This window comes from Burkholderia sp. WP9, assembly GCF_900104795.1.
GTDB lineage: Bacteria > Pseudomonadota > Gammaproteobacteria > Burkholderiales > Burkholderiaceae > Paraburkholderia.
Window position 1 is genome coordinate 1,401,125 of the sequence record NZ_FNTG01000002.1, and the last position, 19,087, is coordinate 1,420,211.

A 19,087-nucleotide genomic window follows, 5' to 3' on the forward strand; every position below is an offset into this window, starting at 1 on the left:
TTGCTTAAAGTTCGCAGGACTGCCGCGTGCGGAAGCGCACGGCTCGCGCCGGGGCTGGATCGTTCTGAACATCATGCACCCGTTGCCCGAGCAACGACTGCGAAACGCGCAGAATTGAAGAGCAAGAGTCGGAGGGCGTGACAGAACGCCTGTACTTACACTCAGTCATCGTTCTGGTAATAGCGTGATGGAGAGAGTTCATGGATACGATTGCGAAGGGTCAACAGTCGCACTCGCTGGAGTTGGAGTTCGGAGCCGGTGCGATCCAGAAGCCGGATCTCAAAGACGGTGAGGCGCAGACGGCCGGCTCGCTTGCGCAGCGCATCGGGTCGGTCGACTGGTTCGAAATAGAAGAAGGCTTGAACGCGTATGGCTGCGCGATGCTGCGTAATCTGCTCAGTGCCGGGGAATGCGATGCGCTGACTGCGCTCTACCCGCGCGAAGCCCTGTTCCGCAGCCGCGTCGTGATGGCGCGACATGGTTTCGGCCGCGGCGAATACAAGTATTTCGCTTATCCGCTGCCGCCGTTGATCGCGGATTTGCGTACCGCGCTTTATCCGTGCCTCGCGCCCGTGGCGAACCGTTGGAACGAGGTGATGGGTATCGACGTCCGCTATCCGGCTACGCATGCGGAATTCATCGAACGCTGCCACGCCGCCGGTCAGACGCGCCCCACGCCGCTCATGCTTCAATACGCGATCGACGACTACAACTGCCTGCATCAGGACCTCTACGGCGAACACGTCTTTCCACTCCAGGTCGCAATTCTGCTGTCCGAGCCCGGCGCGGACTTCACAGGCGGCGAATTCGTCATGACGGAGCAGCGTCCGCGCATGCAATCGCGCACGGAAGTCGTGCCGCTCGGCAAAGGCGACGCGGCAGTGTTCGCGGTCCACCACCGTCCGGTGCAAGGGACACGCGGCGCGTACCGGGTGAATTTGCGGCATGGCGTGAGCCGCCTGCGCTCGGGCCAACGGCATACGCTCGGGGTGATTTTCCACGACGCGACTTGAGCCGGCCTCCGATTGCCGGGCTTGCCGCAGTTAGTTACGCGTGCTGCTGCGCCGCCGCAAAAATTCGACAATCGTGATTTTGACCAGGTATGATTCGGGAAAACCCGAACCCGCCGGATGCGCTGCGCCACCCCTTGCAGCGTATGTCGGCGTGTCTGTTCGAGTGTCATCGCCCGTTGTCGGGTGGGGCTGTTAGCCGGTGATCCCGGCATGGCGGCCCAATCCGGCGATACAAAGCTGGCGGGCCCGCGCGCCCGCCTCGTCGCAGTCGGTCAAAAGCCGAAGGCGGCCAATTAGCCTGGACATCATCGATCATGATTGCTGCCGCGTTTTCGCGCGTCGCCGACCGCCTGCTTGCCGCGGATCCCGGACTCGTACGCCTCCATACCGCGCTGCGCGTTGCGCTTGCCTGCCTGCTCACCGGCGTGGCCAGCGTCGCGTGGACTGTCTCCGTCCACCAACCCGTCACGCTCGCCGCACCCGGCATCCTCTTCGCAATGGTCGCGCCGCTGTTCGTGCGCGATGCGCGGCGGCCCGCATGGTTCGGCACGCTCTTCTGCCTCTATCTGTGCGCCTGTGTGTGCTTCGCTACGGCGAGCGTGCTGAGCCGCTATCCGCTGGCCGGCGACGCCGGCTTCCTCGTCGTGATGTTCGTTGGCATGTTGTGCCAGGCATGCGGTCCGCGTGCGTTGGGCTGCGCGATGCTGGGCGTGGTGTGTTTTTACCTCGGTCTGTATCTGCATCCATCGACGACGCATCTCGTGCAGTCGCTCCTGCTCTCCGCGTTCGGCCCGTTGATGGTCACGCTGGTGGGTCGCGTGATCGTACCGATGCGGCCCGCGACGAGCTTGCGCCTGGCTGTGCATACGGTCACGCTGCGCGCGTCGCGTGTGCTTCACGCTCCGGCGGCGGCGCATCTCTCGGCGTTGAACGAAGCTGCGCTTTCGCTCGAAGAACAGTTGGCGCTGTTGAATCCGTCCGATGCGGAAACGATTCGCGAACGGATCGTCGAAGTGGAAGTGGCCGCCGGGCAGTATGCGTTTGCATCGGGGCATGCGGATGGCGGCGGCGAGGCAAGTGCCGACGTGTTGCGTCACGCGATTGCGCGGCTCAGGGAAATAGCAAATCGAGGCCACATCGCTCGATGCGCTTCATTTGCACATGCGAGCGGTGCAGCTGCGCTGACTGCGGCGCAGCGCCTCGCCGACTTGCGCAGCAAGCTCTGCTGGCTCCCCGCCACGCGCGCGACGACGGCTGCACTACTCGCGATGCTGATCGGTCACTCGCTTTCGCCGGAGCGCTGGTTCTGGGCGGTCATTACGACGTTCGTCGTCTTTCTTGGCACGCGCTCGCGCGCCGATACGGTGTACCGCGGCGCGCAGCGCCTCGTGGGGACGCTGGGCGGTGCGCTCGTCAGCGTTTCGCTGGTCGCGCCGCTGCAGGACTCACCGGTTTTGCTGGTCGCCGCGATGGTGCTATGCGTGTTCGGCTGGGCTTACTTCATCCTGAACGCGTATGCGCCGGGTGTGTTTTTCATCACCGTGCTCGTGGGGTTGGTCTACGGCGAGTTGGGGTTCGCAATGGGCCCGCTGGTCGAAATACGAATTGAAGAAGTGCTGGTGGGCTGTGTCGTCTCGTTCGCCGTCGCGATACTGATGATGCCGCTCGCCGCGACGCGGCATGTCGAGACGAAGCTGAGTTCGGTGCTGGGCGCGTTGCGTGAAGTGGTGCGGCTCGCCGGGTCGGGAGCGCCAGCGGCTGATGCGGTTCCGGCCATGCGTCAGCTCGATCGCAGTTGGCACGACCTGCGGATCGCGCTGCGGCCGCTGCAGACGCAGCGCGTGGTGGTGTGGAATCCCGATGTCGAACTGGCCACCGGCTCGCTGCTGTGTTGTCTGCATTGGGCGCGAGTGATGAGCGATTCCGCACGGCGCGGCGGGTTGCGCGAAGAGGTGGCGCTCAATGCGGCGGAGGTGGGCGCGGCGCATGTCGATTCGATCGTGGCGCGGCTCGATTCGTTGATTGCGCGGTACAACGGCGCCGTGGTGCGTGATGCGTGGGGTGGGCGGGATGAGCTTGCATCGGTGACGGCTGCCGCTCATGTTGATGCACGTAAGGCGCCGGCACTCGCGCAACTGGATGGCGCGGTCGCGCAGTTGTTCGATCGATTGACACGGCCGGCGTCGGATGCGCGGCGGGTGTTTAATTGGGCGTTGCGGGGGCGGGGGGTTTAGGAGTGCCGGGGGTGGTGTAAAGCTCATTGGCGATGAGGTTACGAGGAGCGGAGCCAGCGGGTTTGGATCAAGTGTGTAAGCGACCAACTTTTGCAGGCTCTCGTCGTAGTTCAGAACCACGGAATACGGCGGATGTTTAGCCATCGATAACCTCTGCATTCTTGATATCGTGCAAACGCTTTTGGCATGCACGGCGCTTGTAAGCGACGGCTCGTCAGGCCGGCGAGCGCAGTGCACACGGTCCGGATCGTCAAAATCCCAGTTTGGGCGCGTGCGCCGTCTGAATGCTGCCGCTGGAGCCGGTCGAGAAGAAGCGTTCCACACCGTTGTGTCCACCGCGCACATTGCCAATTCGCTATCCGTACGCGACCCAAGCTGCTCGCGGAATTGATGATTAGGTTCGACCCACGACGTTGAACAAAGCCGCAGCGCCAGAACCGGCACGCTGCTCTGCCTTTTTTTCGCGGATCGACAAGAGTCCGAATTGGATGCCAGCGGACGACGCCTAGGCGGCGCCACCCGCTGGAACATGCCTTTGTGATGACTGAGCGTCGGTCGACCAAGTCACCGAACCTCGGAAAGATTACTCTTCAGACGGTCTGTCGATCGGTGCCTCTGTAAAAGTAATGTATTGCTTGAGATCAGGTTGACCCAGCGCGATGAGACTGAGCACACCAGCGCCAAACCGACGCGCAAATTCGTCGTCAAGTCGGAACTCGAATTCATCCAGTAAAACGGGCATTTCAATTGCCCCTTTCAACGCCGTGGCCATCCTTCCTCGCTCGACTGACTGCAAGATCAACTGTTGACGGTCTTGGTCGTAAGTTACAACCACGGAACATGGTGGAAATCTGATCATCAGTGCCCCCTGCACTCCTGATAGTCGTCAAATGCATTCTTCTTGCAAAGTGCGAGGCCCGCCAAACCACCCATATATTTGGCAAGCGAGTTACACCTGAACATATCGGACTCATACTTCGCGTGACAGTCCGCCTCACGCCACTCATTATCCCCGCTGCTCCCACACTTGACCATCCCACCGTCGCCGCTTCCAGCTCCGAAGAGAGTACTGTAAAGCATCGCCCTTTTCGCCGAACTGGTCAGATCCGGCACCAGAACAGGATAAGGGACTTGCGCCTGATCGCTCAGCATCACTTCCGTTGCCTCGCCCCATGCTGGAAGTGCAGCGCTCAGTTCACTTTCAAAAAGTTTCTCCGTTAGCGTAGCTTTCCACCGCATGTAGCACTCGACACAGATGCCTGGTACGAAGGCCCGTGTATCTGACTGCAATCCCGTGAGGCTGGCGGACGGTGCAACCGGGTCATTGCCCAGTTCCCAGTTGGTGAGCCACATTCCTAACTCGGCGTCGCTGATCGGCTGCCACCATGCGCCGTTAGCTGAGACCTTAGCCGAATGTGACGAGACCGAGCCATTCGCGGCGTACTGGTAATCGACTGCCAGTACACGGGCAAGTCCGCCATTCAACGAACTTGCCGGTTCGTTATACTGAAAGGACTTTACGCGACCACGCTCGTCGTATCCAATGCTTGCCTGACCGCTATTACCCGCTATTTGCGTCGCGCGGTTCTCGGCATCGCGACCGAGGGTTCGCATTGCCCAACCGGATACGGCGTCCCGCGTCGTCGCGATGTTGCCACGCGCATCATAGGTGTAGGTCCAGTCCTCAGTCTTCACACCATTCCGGACGACAGTGGCAGACAGGAGACGGCCCGCCTGATCGTAGCGCGCCCCGACCGTCATCTGATCGCCCGCCGCAACCGCCTGCATTCCCTGTTCGCCCGTCGGGTCGGTTGTCTGCCACTCTGCGTAGCCGGTGACGTGACCTTCTGTGTCGTAGACGAACGCCCTGATCTTGCTCGGCATCGCGACCAGATGCGGACGCAGTGAACTGCTGTCGCTGTACTCAACGGTTGTTACCGTCTTGCTGCCCGCGACCGTTGCAACTGCTTTCGTTGGCCGGTTGGCGCCGTCCCACGTGTACTGTGTATTCCCATCCGGGGTAACTCTTTGCTTCAAGTTCCCTGAGGTATCCCACGTACGTGACACCGTGCCACCAGGTGTGGCAATAGAGCCAGGGCGCGACGTGTCGCCGACACTAAAGGAATATGTGCTGTTCCCAGCCAGGTTGCCGACCGTGGTCGTGCCCGAGCCATACCTCAGTGAAACATTACGCGTCGTGTCAGGATGCGTGACCGAGATCGCACGTCCACTGGAATCGTAGGTCCATGTTGCAATCCTCGAGCCTGATTCGTCCTTGATGCCGGTCAATGCGTTTGGAAAGCGGACATCTTCGTACAGATACTGGCGAACGTATCCAATTGGCGCGGTTACCGAAGCCAGATTACCTTTCGCATCGTACGCATAATGCGTGGCATTGCCCGAAGGAGGCACGACGCTCAAGATGCGACCGCTACCGTCGTAGGCCAGACTAAGTGTCAGCCGCGATGCGTTCTGTCCAATACGATCGACAGGCCACTGCACAATTGAATCAATCCTTTGTCCGACGTACTGAACCTCGCGGTACATACCTGTGCGGGTCGTCTCGGAGTGGAACAGACCTGTGCTGACCGAGTACGTTTCCGTCGTACCGATCCGTTCATCTTTCAGGTGGAAGTAACCATCGCCAGCTTTCGTCAGGGCGAGACCCGACGTTCCTGGCACCGCCCACGCTCCATTAACCCACTTGAATATCAGAGGCTGCCCGTTACTCCGATAAGCGGAGATCTTTGGGGTGCTCGCATTGGCTGCGGTCAGATCAAGCCTTCGCTGCCAGTTGCTGACCCAATAGCCCCCCATCGCCGTCTGGGTTTTGTCGAACGGCTTCGAAAAATAGCTACGACTGAACACAAGCGGCGACGTATCGCCGCTAGCAAAGTCAGTTTCAGAAAGCGTGACAACTCCATTTGCCGGAAACACCGGGTCCGCCACCGGGCAGGTATCGTCAGGCGGGGTTTCGGTTGAGCTGCACCATTGATCAATTAGTGCGAGGTCGTTAATACACGCATAGTTGCCCATTCCGCCAGGCGTATTGCTTGTGACGTCGAGCTTGCATGTCTTGGAGCCCGGCGTGGCGCCGGACTTTGCGTACAGTGAGAAGCAGTCGTCTGCGTTCGCGGTGAACGCAAGAACCAATAACGTGAAGGCAACCACCAGGCGGCCTAAAAATCCGGTCGCCTCTCCGTACAGTCTGTGTCTTCTCATTCTTATTCCTATAGGTTATTTGCTTGACGCACAGGTAACCTATAGGGATCACGATTACCGCAGAATGCGATAACTCCTAAAATCACGCTCTCCGTGCATTCACATAAACCATGGCTCGGGAATGTCGACACGAGGCGTAGGAATTTATAACGACAACCGTCAGATACCGCGAACTGCAATTAGTGAAATGGCGAACGCAAGACGAATGGAGGTACAGCGTAGTCCCTCGCACCACGAACCTCGGTAGCGATTAGCATCACTCGCGAATACGTTTCGCCCCGACAGGGACATGTCACTTCTTTGCCAGTTGACGCATAGGGCTCTAGGTCCGATTTTCCTTGATAGCCACCAACTTCAGGATATAAACGCCCCATGGGCCAGTCGCCTCATGGACACGAAGCCGGCCGTAGGCTCGATTGCCCGGAATATTCGAGGCTGGTCCGCATACCCTGATTGTGTCCCGGATGAAATCATCCCTAAACTCAACGCCAAACCGGCATCCCTTCCTGCCACCGATTCGCTCGTATGTGACATCGAAAGTTCGTGAAGACTGCGCGGTGAAGCGTGGCAGGGCCAATATGCATTGCCATACGGCGGCACACACAAGCAGTCCCATGGCTACCGAAGTTACTGTGATGTGAGCAGCGATGTTTCTCAGCGGCTCGCGAAGTCTCTTGAATGTGTAGGCCCAAAGCAGACCAAGCACCACCGAGAAATCGCCTAGATACACGTCCCGGATTACCCACACGCCAACGTGGCAGTTGACGGACAGCACTACTCCGGTGAACCACACGAGAATAGGCAGGATAAATAGGCGCAAAGGCGTTCGAGTGGAACCGTTCTCTGATTTGCTTTCCTCACTGAATGTCATTTGCTCGCTTAGCTATGCGTCAAAGCCGTATTCTTTCACCTTGCGTCGTAGGGCTATCTCACATTTGAAATGCGGGGCGGTTTGTCGATGAGAGGGGGCAGTGCCTTGCATCGGTACTTCGGTCAGCAGTAGCGGTGGGTAATCAGTTTGACCTCCAGTCAGCGAATACCCGCACACCTTCCAGCAAGACGCGTGGGGTTAGCGCGAGCCAGTAGCTAAAGTCCGGTACCCCGCATTCGATGGGCTCCGCCTGTCGGTTCCTCGGCGATCGCGTTCGACCGCATTCCCGCGCCCATGCGGGCGGGCTCGAATCGGCTAAACGCAAGTGGTCTGAACCTGGCAAGTACTGTCGCGGACGTGCTGAATACCATTGGAGCGGTAATTGCGAGTGTCGCCGATGCGTTGGCCCGGATCAGGCGCAGGTGGCGGCACCCTGGGCAAATACGACGGCCCTCCGTTGGACTCAACCAGCCCATTAGTTCTTGACCTGACCGGCTCAGGAATAAACCTGCCCCCTGAACACCGGCGCGCCTTACTTCGACCTGAACAACAACGGCTATGCCCGGCAGACCGGCTGGATTGGCGCGGGCATAGGATTGCTCTGCTTTGCCCCCGACGACCGGGCCGCGAAGCTGGGACGTCTCAATGCTGGAACTTTATCCACAGATTCTGTGCTCAAGCCTGTGGATAACCACCCCACAACAGCCCCAACTCCTTGACGCACAAACCTTCTCGACCCCTGCGCGCAAACAGCGACGAGCCAGGCAGAGAACGCCGGGCACAACCACCGAGGCGGTTGCGCCCATCGCCTCCACCAACCATCAAGCCGACTACACCGCCGGCCGACCGCCCAACCGCATAAACGCACCGCGCTCAACGAGCGCGCCGAACAGCAGTCCAATCGTCGTCCACATGATCGCCTGCATACCCAGCGCCGCCACACGGAACTTCCACAGCAGCGCCGCCGGAAAACCCTCCGGCACTTCATTGAAAGACGGCATCGACAGTTGCACCGCCGCGATAATGACGACAAACACCAACCCCGCCACGATCGAGCCATTCCACGAGCCGAGTTTCGCGGCCACACGGCGCCGCACCTTGAGCGAAAACACCATCGCGGCCAGCGAGATCGCAATCATCAGAAAGAACAGGCCCGTGCGCGTCCCGATCGTCTCCGGGTCGCCGACCGCAGGCGGGTTCGCCGGATACTTCAGGTTGGGAACGACCGCCAGCGCAATGAACGCACCGAGCGCCAGCCACGCGGACAACGCGCGTGCGCTCAATGCCCCCGCGCGCCCATACGCGTAAGCGAACACCAACGAGAACAACCCGCCAAACGCCGCGCCGTACACCACCACCCCGGTCAACAGGCCGAGTCCTTGTTGCGTCTCGCGGCTCACCATCGCGGGTTCGGGCGCCTCGTCTTTCGCGGCATCGGCCCTTTCTTCGAATGAGATCGCCTGATTGACTTGCGGCTCGCCCGCGACCCGGGCGAAGCCGAACGTGAGCAGTCCCGCGGCGATGCCTGCCAGCATCCCGCGCACCAACAATTTACCGACCATGTCCGACTCCGTTAGTGACAGGGAAAGCCGAGCAGATGGCGACCGTCGTGCACGAACTCATGCACGTACATGCCGGGCACCAGCGATGTGGCGCCCTGTTCCGCACCCACGAAGTAAAGCGCGAGCAACAGCAGCAGCCCCCCGAACACGACCCACGGCAGCAACTCGCGCAACGGAATCGGCGTGGGTTCAAAAACGGGCTGAGAAGCGGGCTGAGAAGCGGCCTGCGAAGCGGGATCGAAAACAGCTGTCATGATGGACATCTCCTGGGGTTACGCGCCCCGATAGTCGTTGCAGAGGAATGATGCGAAGCTCAGGTCTGGCTTTCGGCATGTGCTGCCGATTACAGTGGCGCGACCGCGCCGGGTTTTCACCGGCTTCCGTGCTTCGCAGTCCGGCTATTCTACGCGCTAAACTCCGGCACCCGGCAACGCAAAGCGGATGCACCCTTTCCGCCAACGCCAGGCTTCGGCGCAGCCTCACAGGAAATGAACAGAGTGGACATACGGCTATTACTGATCAGCCACGCATCGACCGCAGCCCAGCGTGCAGGCCGTTTTCCCGCTGATGACCCGCTCGACGCCCGCGCTATCGCAGAAGCCCGCGTCCACGCCACGAACACACGTCTGGCGATCGCGGAAAGCGCGTCAGCCTATGTGAGCCCGGCCGTCTGCGCACGAGATACGGCGGCGGCCCTCGGCCTCGCCGCGTCGGTCGATGTCGCGCTGGCGGACATGAACTATGGCAATTGGCGAGGGCGGCGGCTTGCCGATCTCGAAGCCGAAGCGCCGCAAGATCTCGCCGCATGGACACGCGATCCCGACGCCACGCCGCACGGCGGCGAGTCGTTCAGTCAGCTCGTAAAGCGGGTAGGAGAATGGCTCGTTGCGCTAGGCGGCACGCCCGACCTTGCATCGGCCGATATGTGCAACGTGGTCGCCGTCACGCACGCGCCGCTTCTCAGAGCAGCGATCGTGTATGCGCTGGGGGCATCGCCCGTGGTGTTTTCGCGCATTGAAATCGCACCGCTTTCGATGATCGAGTTGCGGCGCTCATCACGCGGCTGGTCGTGGTGGCCGGCGACGCATTAGCCGCTTTCACGCCGCAGCCCGATTCACTTGCCCGACACCACCAGGCGCAACTTGTTCGAACCCGTCGGCGTTACGGCAATGTCGGTCCGCTTGCCCTTCGCACCGAGATAAAAGTGCTGCCGTCCCGGCGAATTCTGGTCGTGTGTCGCGTCGGGCAAACACGACGCGACGTCGGCCGCGACCGCTTGCAGCGCGTCCGCATTTGAACCGGCGTCGTGATGCGGCGTCCACGTGCATTGGTAGCTGCCGTGGCTCGCCGAACATTGCGCGTCGTCGCCGTAGGGTTGCGCGACGCCTTTGCCATCGTCCGGCGTCAACGACGCGAGGCCGCCAGGCGCCGCCGCTACGATGCGTTTCAGTGATGCACAGGGGCTAGGCGCGTCGTCGGCATTGGCGCTGCACGGCAGCAACGCGCCGAATGATGCAACGGCAAGCGCGGAGGCAAGCAATCGGGTTCTGTTCATGTCGGCGCGGTCCTCGAAGTGGCTTACAAGTAGCATGAAGCGAAGTAGCACGCTTCGTGCCCATGCGCGCCGAGCGCCTCACGCTCGCTCTCGCGCAACGCGCATCACAGACCAGCACCAAACAAAGCAGCCAGTCCTTGAGGCGATGAGAAAATCCCTTTGGCATCGTGCCCGACACCATCGATCACGAACGTCCGATGCGTCGCCAATCCTTCCGCATGCCGCGCCGCCATATAACGCGCATAAGCGAGTCCTCGCCCGAGACGGTGGCTTCCTTGCGTTTGCGCGGCGCATGAACGGTCGAGCGCAGGATGCTGCGGATCGCAATCCGCGCCGCCGAGCAGCACGGTGACGTCGCGTTGCGCGTAGCGCGCTTCGAGCGCCGCCGCGGAACCAGCGTCGCCCGACTCGCGCGCGTAAGCCGGCAAATCTTCGAGCCCGTACTTCCAGCGATTGAACGACGGGCACATCGCCCTATCGAACTCCGCGAACTCGCCAGAGGCTGTAGGCCGCAGCGCATCGAAATACACATACGACGAAGGATTCGCCACCACGTAGCGCAGCACAATGCCGCGTGCGGTGAGCGGTGCCTCGCTGCGCGCGACCACCGCATAGCGCTGCACGACCTGGCCGCCGCCTGAATGCCCGGCGACCACCACCTCGGCGAGCGACGCGAACTGCTCGCGTGATGCAAGCGTGTGCATAATGGCGTCGAGTACATCGAATGAACTGATCGGCGCGGGACCTTCGGCGTCTTCGCCGCCCATCCAGCTCGTCCAGTCCCAATGCAAGGTGGACGGCGGCAACGCATGCGCTTCGACATCCGCGGTCGCGAGAAACTGCGGCACGATCAGCAGCGTATCGGCCGCGCTGCCGCCGGCAAGTGCGCACGACCGCTCGGCGAGATCAAAGTAAGTGTCGCCGTTGCGCAGGCGGCCGTGAATCAGAATCACTGCGCGTCGAACTTCGCGCGTCGGCGCCAGCCAGTCGCCATTCGCGAACACGGGCACAGTGCCGCTGCCGGCTCTCGTCGCGACGCTCAGATGCCGGCTCGCGACCACCGCCACCGGACGTTCATTCGGCGCTCGCTCGTCGTCTGTCATCAAGTACTGGGTCATGCAATACGCTCGTGGTTGATCAATGAGTGGCGGGCCTCGGCGCCGCGTCACCCGCCATACGTCCGGCACGCGTGAAGTACACCATCGCGAGCGACACAAAACCGGCAAAAATCAGGTAAAACGCGGGCGTAAGACTACTGCCTGTCACGCGCGTCAAGCCGGTAATGGTGAGCGGCGCCATGCCGCCGAACAGCGTCACCGCAATGTTGTACGACAGCGCCACGCCCGCCGACCGGCTGCGCACCGGAAACAAGGTGGCGAGCATGCCGGGATGTGCACCGGACATCGCGGCGAGAAACACCGTCGCGACCATCTGCGCGATGAACAGATGCCCCGGCGTCGGATTCGTCACGACGAAGTGATAAAGCGGGTACACGCAAACCATCCACGCAATCACGATCGGATAGAACAGCTTGTACGCGCCATAACGATCGGCGAGCTTGCCCGAGAGCGGAAACAGAAACAGATTGAGCACACCCGACACGAACGCGCCGAGCAACGCGGTAGAGAGCGGCAGATGCAATTGCCGCTCGACATACACCGACAGATACGAGTGCCACACGTAATTGGTCGCCGCGCCGATGATGATCACGCCCATCGCGCAGACCGCCGCATCGCCGTTGTCACGGAAGAACTGGCGGATCGTGACGCGCGGCGGCTTGTCCTTGTGGTCGAGCAGGCGCTCGAACTCCGGCGACTCGGCCACGCGATGGCGAATATAAAACCCAAACGGCCCGGCCAACGCACCGAACAGAAACGGCAGACGCCAGCCCCACGCCACGAGTTGCTCATGCGTGAGCTGCGTGGTCAGCAGATAACCGACCCCGGAAGACAACAGCAGCGCAAACGCCTGCGCCGACATGTTGAAGCTGCCATAGAACATCTTCTTGTGCGGCGGCGCATACTCGACCAACATCGCCGATGCGGTCGCGAACTGTCCGCCCACGGAGAGCCCTTGCAGCAGGCGAGCGAGCACGACCAGCATCGGCGCCGCGACGCCGATGCGCGCATAACCCGGCGTAAGGCCCATCAGCAACGTGCTGGCCGCCATCGAAATGATCAGCAGCGACAGCGCTTTACGGCGCCCTGCCCGGTCCGCATAAATGCCTAGCAGAATGCCGCCGATCGGCCGCACGATGAAACCGACCGCGAACGTGGCAAGCGTCAGCATGATCGACACGAAACCACTACCGCCGGGAAAGAACACTTGCGCGATGATCTTCGCGAAGTAGCCGTAAATCAGAAAGTCGAACCACTCGAGCCCGTTGCCGAGTACGGAGGCGAAGATCGCGCGCCGCACCATCGCGGGACTCAATGCGTTCGAGGCCCCGGCGCCGGACGCCCCACCTTCACGCTGATTGAAGGTCGCTTCGCTCATTGTTCGCATCCCTGAGTGTCGAACATCGCCGCCAGCGCGCACACCGAGGTCAGCATGCGCGAACCGTCGTGCCCCACGCCGGGCACGATGTGAAAGCTCTGCTTCAAGCCGTCCGGGTGGCGCGACTGGATATAGCGGTAGTACGCCTGCGCACGCGCGACGCGCTGTGGCCCTTGCGCTTCGGCCGCGCAGGTCTTGTCGAGCGCGCTCTGCTGCGGATCATCGTCCGCGCCGCCGACGAGGTAGTCGATCCGCCGCGCCGCATAGGCCGCTTCGAGTTGCGCGGGTGTACGGTTGTCGAGATACGGCGGCCGGTTGTCCATGCCGTATTTCCACTGATTGAAGTCGGGGCATTGCGCGGCATCGAACGGCGCAGCCACGCCTTGCGCGTTGGGCCGTTGCGCGTCGAAATACGCATAGGTTGAAGGACTTGCCACCACGTAGCGCACATCGATACCCTCGCCAGTCAGCGCAGCGATGTTGTGCCCCGCGACAGCGTAGCGCTGCACGACTTGTCCACCACCCGAATGCCCGGCGAACACCACGTGCCGTAAATTGGGAAACAGCTTGCGATCGGCGAGCCGCGCGACGATCGCGTCCAGCACCTCGTAGGAACTGATGGGCAGCGGCGCGCGAGCCGCCTCGCCGCCCATCCAGGCGTCGCCTGTCCAGCGCAGCAAATCGGCAGGTTCGTCGTGAACGCGCGTATCGAGCGTGGCGAGGAATTGCGGCGCGATCAGCAACGTGGCGTCGGGGTGTGCATGCGCGGCATCGCGGGCGTTCTGCGCGGTGCGAAAGTACACGTCCGCATTGCGCAGTTTGCCGTGAATCACGATCACCGCTCGCGTCACCTGCGGTTGCGCGACACGCCAGTCCTTCGACAGATACAGCGGAAATTCCGCGTGCCCTTGCGGCGTGTCGAGCGTGAAGCGCGTATCCGAGATTGTCGCCACCGGCTTCATATGCGGCTCGTAAGGATGGACCGCGAGCGCGGGTTGCGCGAGCGTCATCAGCAGTGCAGCGCCTGTCAACGCGCAGCGCATACCGAAACGTCGTGAGAGATTGACCGTCATGTAGCTTGCTCCTGATTACCGTGCACTGTCTTGAACGCGGTGCATCGTCAAATCTGTCGTTGAAAAACTCGACTACGATCGTAGGGTCGGCTGTGGCAAATGTAAAATACCTGTTTTACGCACAACCCATATTTTATGAATATGGCAGTGGGCAGGCGTTCGAATGCAGCCGGGAGACGAAACACCATGGAATTGCGGCATCTGCGTTACTTCCTGGCAGTCGCTGAAGAAGGCCAGTTCACGCGTGCGGCTGAGCGCCTTGCCATGCAGCAGCCCCCGCTCTCGCAGCAGATCCGAACGCTCGAAGAAGAGATCGGCTTCGAACTCTTCGTGCGCATGCCACGAGGCGTCACCCTGACACCGGCCGGGCAGGCCTTTGCGGAAGACGCGCAACGCTTGCTGCAGAACCTGCAGCAGTCGGTGGACAAGGCGAGCCGGATTGCGCGCGGCGAACTCGGCACGATGTCGATCGGGTTGACGAGTTCCGCGGCGTTTCATCCGTTCACGACCGAGGCGATCCGCGCGTTTCGCAAGGTGTGTCCCGAAGTCGCCGTGGAGCTTGCCGAACTCAATGCGGCGGAGATCATCGAGCGCCTGGCTGCGGGGCAGATTCAGGCGGCGTTTCTGCGCAAGCCCGTCGAAGCGCGCGAGGGCGTGGCCTTCGAGTTGCTCCTCGACGAGCCGATGGTCGTGGTGTTGCCGGTCGGCCATCCCTTGCTCAAGGGCAAGAAGCGGCCGCACGTGTCGCTGAAGGCGCTGGCGCACGAAGATTTCATTCTGGTCCGCCGCCCGGGCGCGCCCGGCATGTATGCCGACATCCTCGCGGCCTGCCGGCAAGCGGGTTTCGTCCCGCGGATCGCGCGTGAAGTGCCGCGCATGCTGTCGGGCATCAACCTCGTTGCCGCGGGTCTCGGCGTGACGCTGGTGCCTGCTTCCATGCAACGTTACGACCCGGTAGGCACCGTGTATTGCACGCTCGCGAATCCGTCGAAACTGAGCGCGCCGTTGCATCTGGCCTATCCGGCGGCATTGCATAACAGCGCTGCCACGCGCTTCATTCAACTGGTGATGGCACGCGCCGGCGCGTAAGGCCGGCGTCGACGGGCACGCAAATTGCATTCTCGGCGTACCGGCTGGAAATGATCAGCCACTCATTCACGCGAAACGCCACGCCATGTCAAACAGACACGTCGCCAACACACCGGCCCGCCTGTCATCCGGAATCGATGGAATCGACGACATCCTCGGAGGCGGTCTGACAGCGCACCGCATGTACCTGGTGGAGGGCGCGCCCGGAACAGGTAAAACTACCCTGGCCTTGCAGTTCTTACTCAAGGGTGTAGAAGAAGGTCAGGGAGGCTTGTACATCACCCTCTCCGAAACCCGCTCCGAATTGATCGCGGTGGCCGACAGTCACGGCTGGGACATCAGCCGGTTCACGGTGCTGGAACTGCTCTCCGACGAAGGCCTCGACCCCCAGTACGAGCAGACCGTATTGCACCCGGCCGAAGTGGAACTCGGCGAAACCGTGCGCAACGTGATCCAGCAGGTCGACGAACTCAAACCCGCACGCATCGTGCTCGACAGCCTCTCCGAGTTGCGTCTGCTGTCGCAGAACCCGCTGCGTTACCGGCGACAGATTCTCGCGCTCAAGCGCTATTTCGCCACCCGCGAATGCACGGTGCTGCTACTCGACGACAATACGTCCGACCCGGGCGACGTGCAGTTGCACAGCATCGCGCACGGCGTGATCAGCCTCGACAATCTGGTACACGACTATGGCGGCAATCGCCGCCGCGCGCGCGTCGCCAAGATGCGCGGCATCAAGTTTCGCGAGGGGTACCACGACTTCACGCTCGACACCGGCGGCATCCATGTCTATCCGCGCCTCGTCGCCGCCGAGCACCACACGGAGTTCAACGCCGAGGTGGTGAGCACCGGAACGCAAGGCCTCGACGCGCTGCTTGGCGGCGGACTGATCCCAGGCACCAACGCGCTGCTGATCGGCCCCTCGGGCGTCGGCAAGACCACCACGGTGGTGTCGTGCCTGATCGCGGCGCTCGAGCGCGGCGAACGTTGCGTCTATTACGTATTCGACGAAACGCTGACCACGCTGATGATCCGCTGTGCGGCGCTCGGCATGTATCTCGCCCCGCACGTCGAGAGCGGTTTGTTGACGTTGCGCCAGATCGATCCGGCGGAAATCTCGCCGGGCGAGTTCGCCAGCGACGTGCGCAAGTCGGTCGAACACAGAGGCGTCCGGTACGTTGCGATCGACAGCCTGAACGCCTATCTCCAGGCCATGCCCGGCGAGCGCTATCTGCTGCTGCAAATGCACGAACTGCTTGGCTATCTCAATCAGCAAGGCGTCATCACGATGCTCGTGCTGGGGCAGCACGGCATTATCGGCGAGGTGCAGAACGATATCGACATCAGCTATCTGAGCGACGTGGTCGTGCTGTTCCGCTATTTCGAGCACCACGGCGAAGTGCTCACCGCCGTGACTGCCGTGAAGAGCCGCGCCAACGCCCACGAACGCTCGATCCGCCAGTTCCGTCTCGGTAGCGGCGGCGTGGAAGTCGGCGAGGCGCTGCGCGACTTCGAAGGCGTGCTGTCCGGATTGCCGGCTTATCGTGGCAGTACCGCCCTGCTCGGGGCAACGAACCGCGTCATCGAAACGCCCGGGAAGTGAGTTCATGGAGCAACGCGTCCTTATCCTGGCACCGTTTGGCCGCGACGCCGATGTGATCGCCGAAGTACTGCAAAAAGACCACCGCATCTGCATGGCATGCCGCGATGCCGACGCGCTCACCGAGGCGCTCGACGCCGGCGCGGGCGCGGCGTTGATCGCCGAAGAAGCGCTCGCGGGCGACCACGCCATGCGCCTGTTCAACTGGCTCGAAAAACAGCCGGCCTGGTCCGACTTCCCGTTCACCCTGCTCGCCGCCTCACGCGTCGGGCATCGCTCAGAACGCGGGCTGCAAGTGCTGGAACGGCTCGGCAACGTGGTCGTGCTCGAACGTCCGCTGAACTCGGAAACACTGCGGCGCGCAGTGGCGTCGTCATTGCGGGCACGGGCGCGGCAATACGAGTCGCGCCGCCATCTGGCCGAACGGATCCAGGCGCAGGAGGCGTTGGTGCAACTGAACGACTCGCTGGAGAGTCGCATTGCCGAACGCACCCACGAACTGGCTTCCGCCAACAACCGGTTGATGATGGAGATTCACGAGCGCGCCAAAGTGCAGGCCGTGCTCGTGCAATCGCAGAAAATGGAAGCCCTCGGGCAACTCACCGGCGGCATTGCGCACGACTTCAACAATCTGTTGAACGTGATCATGGTCAACGCGGAGTTGATCGCACGCGTGAGCAGCGATGAGCGTCTTCGTGGCATGGCCGCCACCGTCAAGCGGGCGACCGAACGCGGCGCGAAACTGACGGGTCAGTTGCTCACATTCTCACGCAACAGTAACCTCGATCTGAAAGCCGTGGACGTGGTGACGTTGCTGCAAGGCATGCGCGACATCATCACGGTGTCGCTCGGGTCGAGCATCCGTTATACCAACGACTTCGACGGCGAAGAGATGTGGACCGAGGCCGACGCCAATCAGCTCGAACTGGCCATTCTCAATCTCGCCATCAACGCACGCGATGCGATGCCGGCCGGCGGCCAGCTCGGCATTCGCGTGAAAGAGCGCGAAGCGCCGGATCAGACACTCGAAGGCGGCCCCTACGTGGTCATCGAAGTAGCCGATACCGGTTCAGGCGTGCCACCCGATGTCGTGTCGCGCGTGTTCGATCCGTTCTTCACCACCAAGCCGATCGGCAAGGGAACGGGACTCGGCTTGAGCCAGGTCTACGGCATCGCGACGCAAGCCGGCGGCACTGCGCGTCTGTTCAGCGAGGAAGGCGTCGGCACCACTGTGGAGATCTGGCTGCCATTGCGCGAACGCGTGACGCCGCAGGCCGAAGCCGCAGCGAACGCGGAAGCGAACGTGGTGGGCGAAAAACGCGTGCTGGTGGTTGAAGACGATGGCGAGGTGCGCGCCATGCTGGTCGAGTCGCTGCGAATGCTCGGCTACACCGTGACCGAAGCCGCCGACGGACGCGCCGGTCTGAACCGTTTACAGGACGACAAGCCGGACCTGCTGATGGTGGACTTCGCCATGCCCGGCATGAACGGCATCGACGTGATCGCCGAGGCGCGCAAGCTACGCGAGGATTTGCCAGTGATCCTCGCCACGGGCTATGCGGATGTGGATATTTCCGGGCTGGCGGTGAAGCGCTGCACGATCTTGCGCAAACCGTTTCAACTCGATGACCTGGCGCGTACGGTACGGCTCGGGCTCGCGGCGTGAGCGCGATTCTAATGATGAGCCCGAGTCACGAGAAGGTCGATTCAATAGTTTGCTAACGAATTTTTAAAGAAATACAATAGCGGCCATGTCGAATCTCGATACCTTGCGCCGCACGGTCAGCAGCACACTGGTCGTCGCCGCCCGAAAATGGCGGCGCACGAGCCATGGCGTGCTGGCGGCCTTCAATGTCTCCGAGGCATGCGCCACACCGCTGCTGACCGCGAGCCGGCTCGGCTCGGCGGTGCGCCAGGTCACGCTCGCCGATCATATCGGCATCGAAGGGCCGTCGCTCGTGCGGCTGCTCGATCAACTGTGCGCTGCGGGTTTGATGCGCCGCGACGAAGACCCCGAAGACCGTCGAGCAAAAACCGTGGTGCTCACCGAAGAAGGCCGCGCCGTCACCGCGAAAATGGAAGAAGAACTGGTCACGCTGCGCGCGCAGGCGTTGAAAGACGTCTCGCGCAGCGATCTCGAAGCGACCTTGCGCGTGCTGGCCGCTTTCACGGGAGAGGTCAGCGAACCTGCTGATGAGAGCAGCAACCCCGGCAACGAACCAGCCGTCCAAGCCCGGGAAGAACCCGATGAGCGCGCCTCGCGCGCACGGGCGCCGGCCGGCGGCCGGGTCCGTCACGCAGCCAAGGCGAACAAGTCGAACAAAGGCGAAGCGGACACCGCCGCGCCGCAAGAGGCCGGCGATCCGGCGTAA

General features: G+C 62.0%; 15 protein-coding genes and 1 riboswitch. Of the genes, 7 read left to right on the forward strand and 8 right to left on the reverse strand.

Going from position 1 to position 19,087, the window contains the following annotated elements:
* The first annotated feature begins 200 nt into the window (after positions 1–200).
* Both BLW71_RS27545 and BLW71_RS27550 read left to right on the forward strand, forming a co-directional pair.
* Entirely contained in the window at positions 201–1,013 is an 813-nt protein-coding gene (locus BLW71_RS27545; protein ID WP_286162131.1) for a 2OG-Fe(II) oxygenase, read from the forward strand.
* A gap of 314 nt (positions 1,014–1,327) precedes the next feature.
* On the forward strand, positions 1,328–3,247 hold the full coding sequence (locus BLW71_RS27550; protein ID WP_091804281.1) for an FUSC family protein: 1,920 nt from the start codon (positions 1,328–1,330) through the stop codon (positions 3,245–3,247).
* A 583-nt stretch (positions 3,248–3,830) separates the two neighbouring features.
* Here BLW71_RS27550 and BLW71_RS27555 read toward each other — a convergent pair.
* The 4 genes from BLW71_RS27555 to BLW71_RS27575 form a co-directional block, all read right to left on the reverse strand.
* A complete protein-coding gene (locus BLW71_RS27555; RefSeq protein WP_353615898.1) occupies positions 3,831–4,019 on the reverse strand; it encodes a hypothetical protein in 189 nt (62 codons plus the stop codon).
* 86 nt (positions 4,020–4,105) lie between these two features.
* Positions 4,106–6,469 (reverse strand): DUF6531 domain-containing protein, encoded by a 2,364-nt coding sequence (locus tag BLW71_RS27560; protein ID WP_091804287.1) that lies wholly within the window; start codon positions 6,467–6,469, stop codon positions 4,106–4,108.
* 1,701 nt (positions 6,470–8,170) lie between these two features.
* On the reverse strand, positions 8,171–8,902 hold the full coding sequence (locus BLW71_RS27570; RefSeq protein WP_091804293.1) for a CbtA family protein: 732 nt from the start codon (positions 8,900–8,902) through the stop codon (positions 8,171–8,173).
* A gap of 11 nt (positions 8,903–8,913) precedes the next feature.
* Positions 8,914–9,156, reverse strand: coding sequence for a CbtB domain-containing protein (locus tag BLW71_RS27575; protein ID WP_502686837.1), 243 nt, complete (start codon positions 9,154–9,156; stop codon positions 8,914–8,916).
* A 2-nt stretch (positions 9,157–9,158) separates the two neighbouring features.
* Positions 9,159–9,311, reverse strand: a riboswitch (adenosylcobalamin (AdoCbl) riboswitch).
* Between the two features lie 88 nt (positions 9,312–9,399).
* Between BLW71_RS27575 and BLW71_RS27580 the strand changes: the two genes are divergently transcribed.
* Positions 9,400–9,993: a histidine phosphatase family protein gene (locus BLW71_RS27580; RefSeq protein ID WP_091804296.1), complete on the forward strand. Its 594-nt coding sequence runs from the start codon at positions 9,400–9,402 to the stop codon at positions 9,991–9,993.
* Between the two features lie 23 nt (positions 9,994–10,016).
* Here BLW71_RS27580 and BLW71_RS27585 read toward each other — a convergent pair whose 3' ends face one another.
* The 4 genes from BLW71_RS27585 to BLW71_RS27600 form a co-directional block, all read right to left on the reverse strand.
* The gene (locus BLW71_RS27585) at positions 10,017–10,457 is read right to left on the reverse strand and encodes a hypothetical protein (protein ID WP_091808969.1); all 441 of its coding nucleotides are present in this window, start codon (positions 10,455–10,457) and stop codon (positions 10,017–10,019) included.
* Between the two features lie 104 nt (positions 10,458–10,561).
* Positions 10,562–11,575, reverse strand: a complete 1,014-nt coding sequence (locus BLW71_RS27590) for an alpha/beta fold hydrolase (protein WP_091804299.1) — start codon at positions 11,573–11,575, stop codon at positions 10,562–10,564.
* 19 nt (positions 11,576–11,594) lie between these two features.
* The gene (locus BLW71_RS27595; protein WP_091804302.1) at positions 11,595–12,953 is read right to left on the reverse strand and encodes an MFS transporter; all 1,359 of its coding nucleotides are present in this window, start codon (positions 12,951–12,953) and stop codon (positions 11,595–11,597) included.
* Positions 12,950–14,026 (reverse strand): hypothetical protein, encoded by a 1,077-nt coding sequence (locus tag BLW71_RS27600; RefSeq protein ID WP_091804305.1) that lies wholly within the window; start codon positions 14,024–14,026, stop codon positions 12,950–12,952. Before BLW71_RS27600 ends, BLW71_RS27595 begins: the two co-directional genes overlap by 4 nt.
* Before the next feature lie 186 nt (positions 14,027–14,212).
* Between BLW71_RS27600 and BLW71_RS27605 the strand changes: the two genes are divergently transcribed.
* The 4 genes from BLW71_RS27605 to BLW71_RS27620 all read left to right on the forward strand — a co-directional run bounded on the left by BLW71_RS27605 (position 14,213) and on the right by BLW71_RS27620 (position 19,087).
* Entirely contained in the window at positions 14,213–15,115 is a 903-nt protein-coding gene (locus BLW71_RS27605) for a LysR family transcriptional regulator (protein ID WP_091804308.1), read from the forward strand.
* 85 nt (positions 15,116–15,200) lie between these two features.
* Positions 15,201–16,718, forward strand: coding sequence for an ATPase domain-containing protein (locus tag BLW71_RS27610; protein WP_091804312.1), 1,518 nt, complete (start codon positions 15,201–15,203; stop codon positions 16,716–16,718).
* Between the two features lie 4 nt (positions 16,719–16,722).
* Positions 16,723–18,381 carry an ATP-binding protein gene (locus tag BLW71_RS27615; RefSeq protein WP_091804316.1) on the forward strand — a complete coding sequence of 553 codons (1,659 nt, stop codon included), beginning with the start codon at positions 16,723–16,725 and terminating at the stop codon, positions 18,379–18,381.
* Positions 18,382–18,466: 85 nt separating this feature from the next.
* Complete coding sequence (locus BLW71_RS27620; RefSeq protein ID WP_091804319.1) at positions 18,467–19,087, forward strand: MarR family winged helix-turn-helix transcriptional regulator; 621 nt, start codon at positions 18,467–18,469, stop codon at positions 19,085–19,087.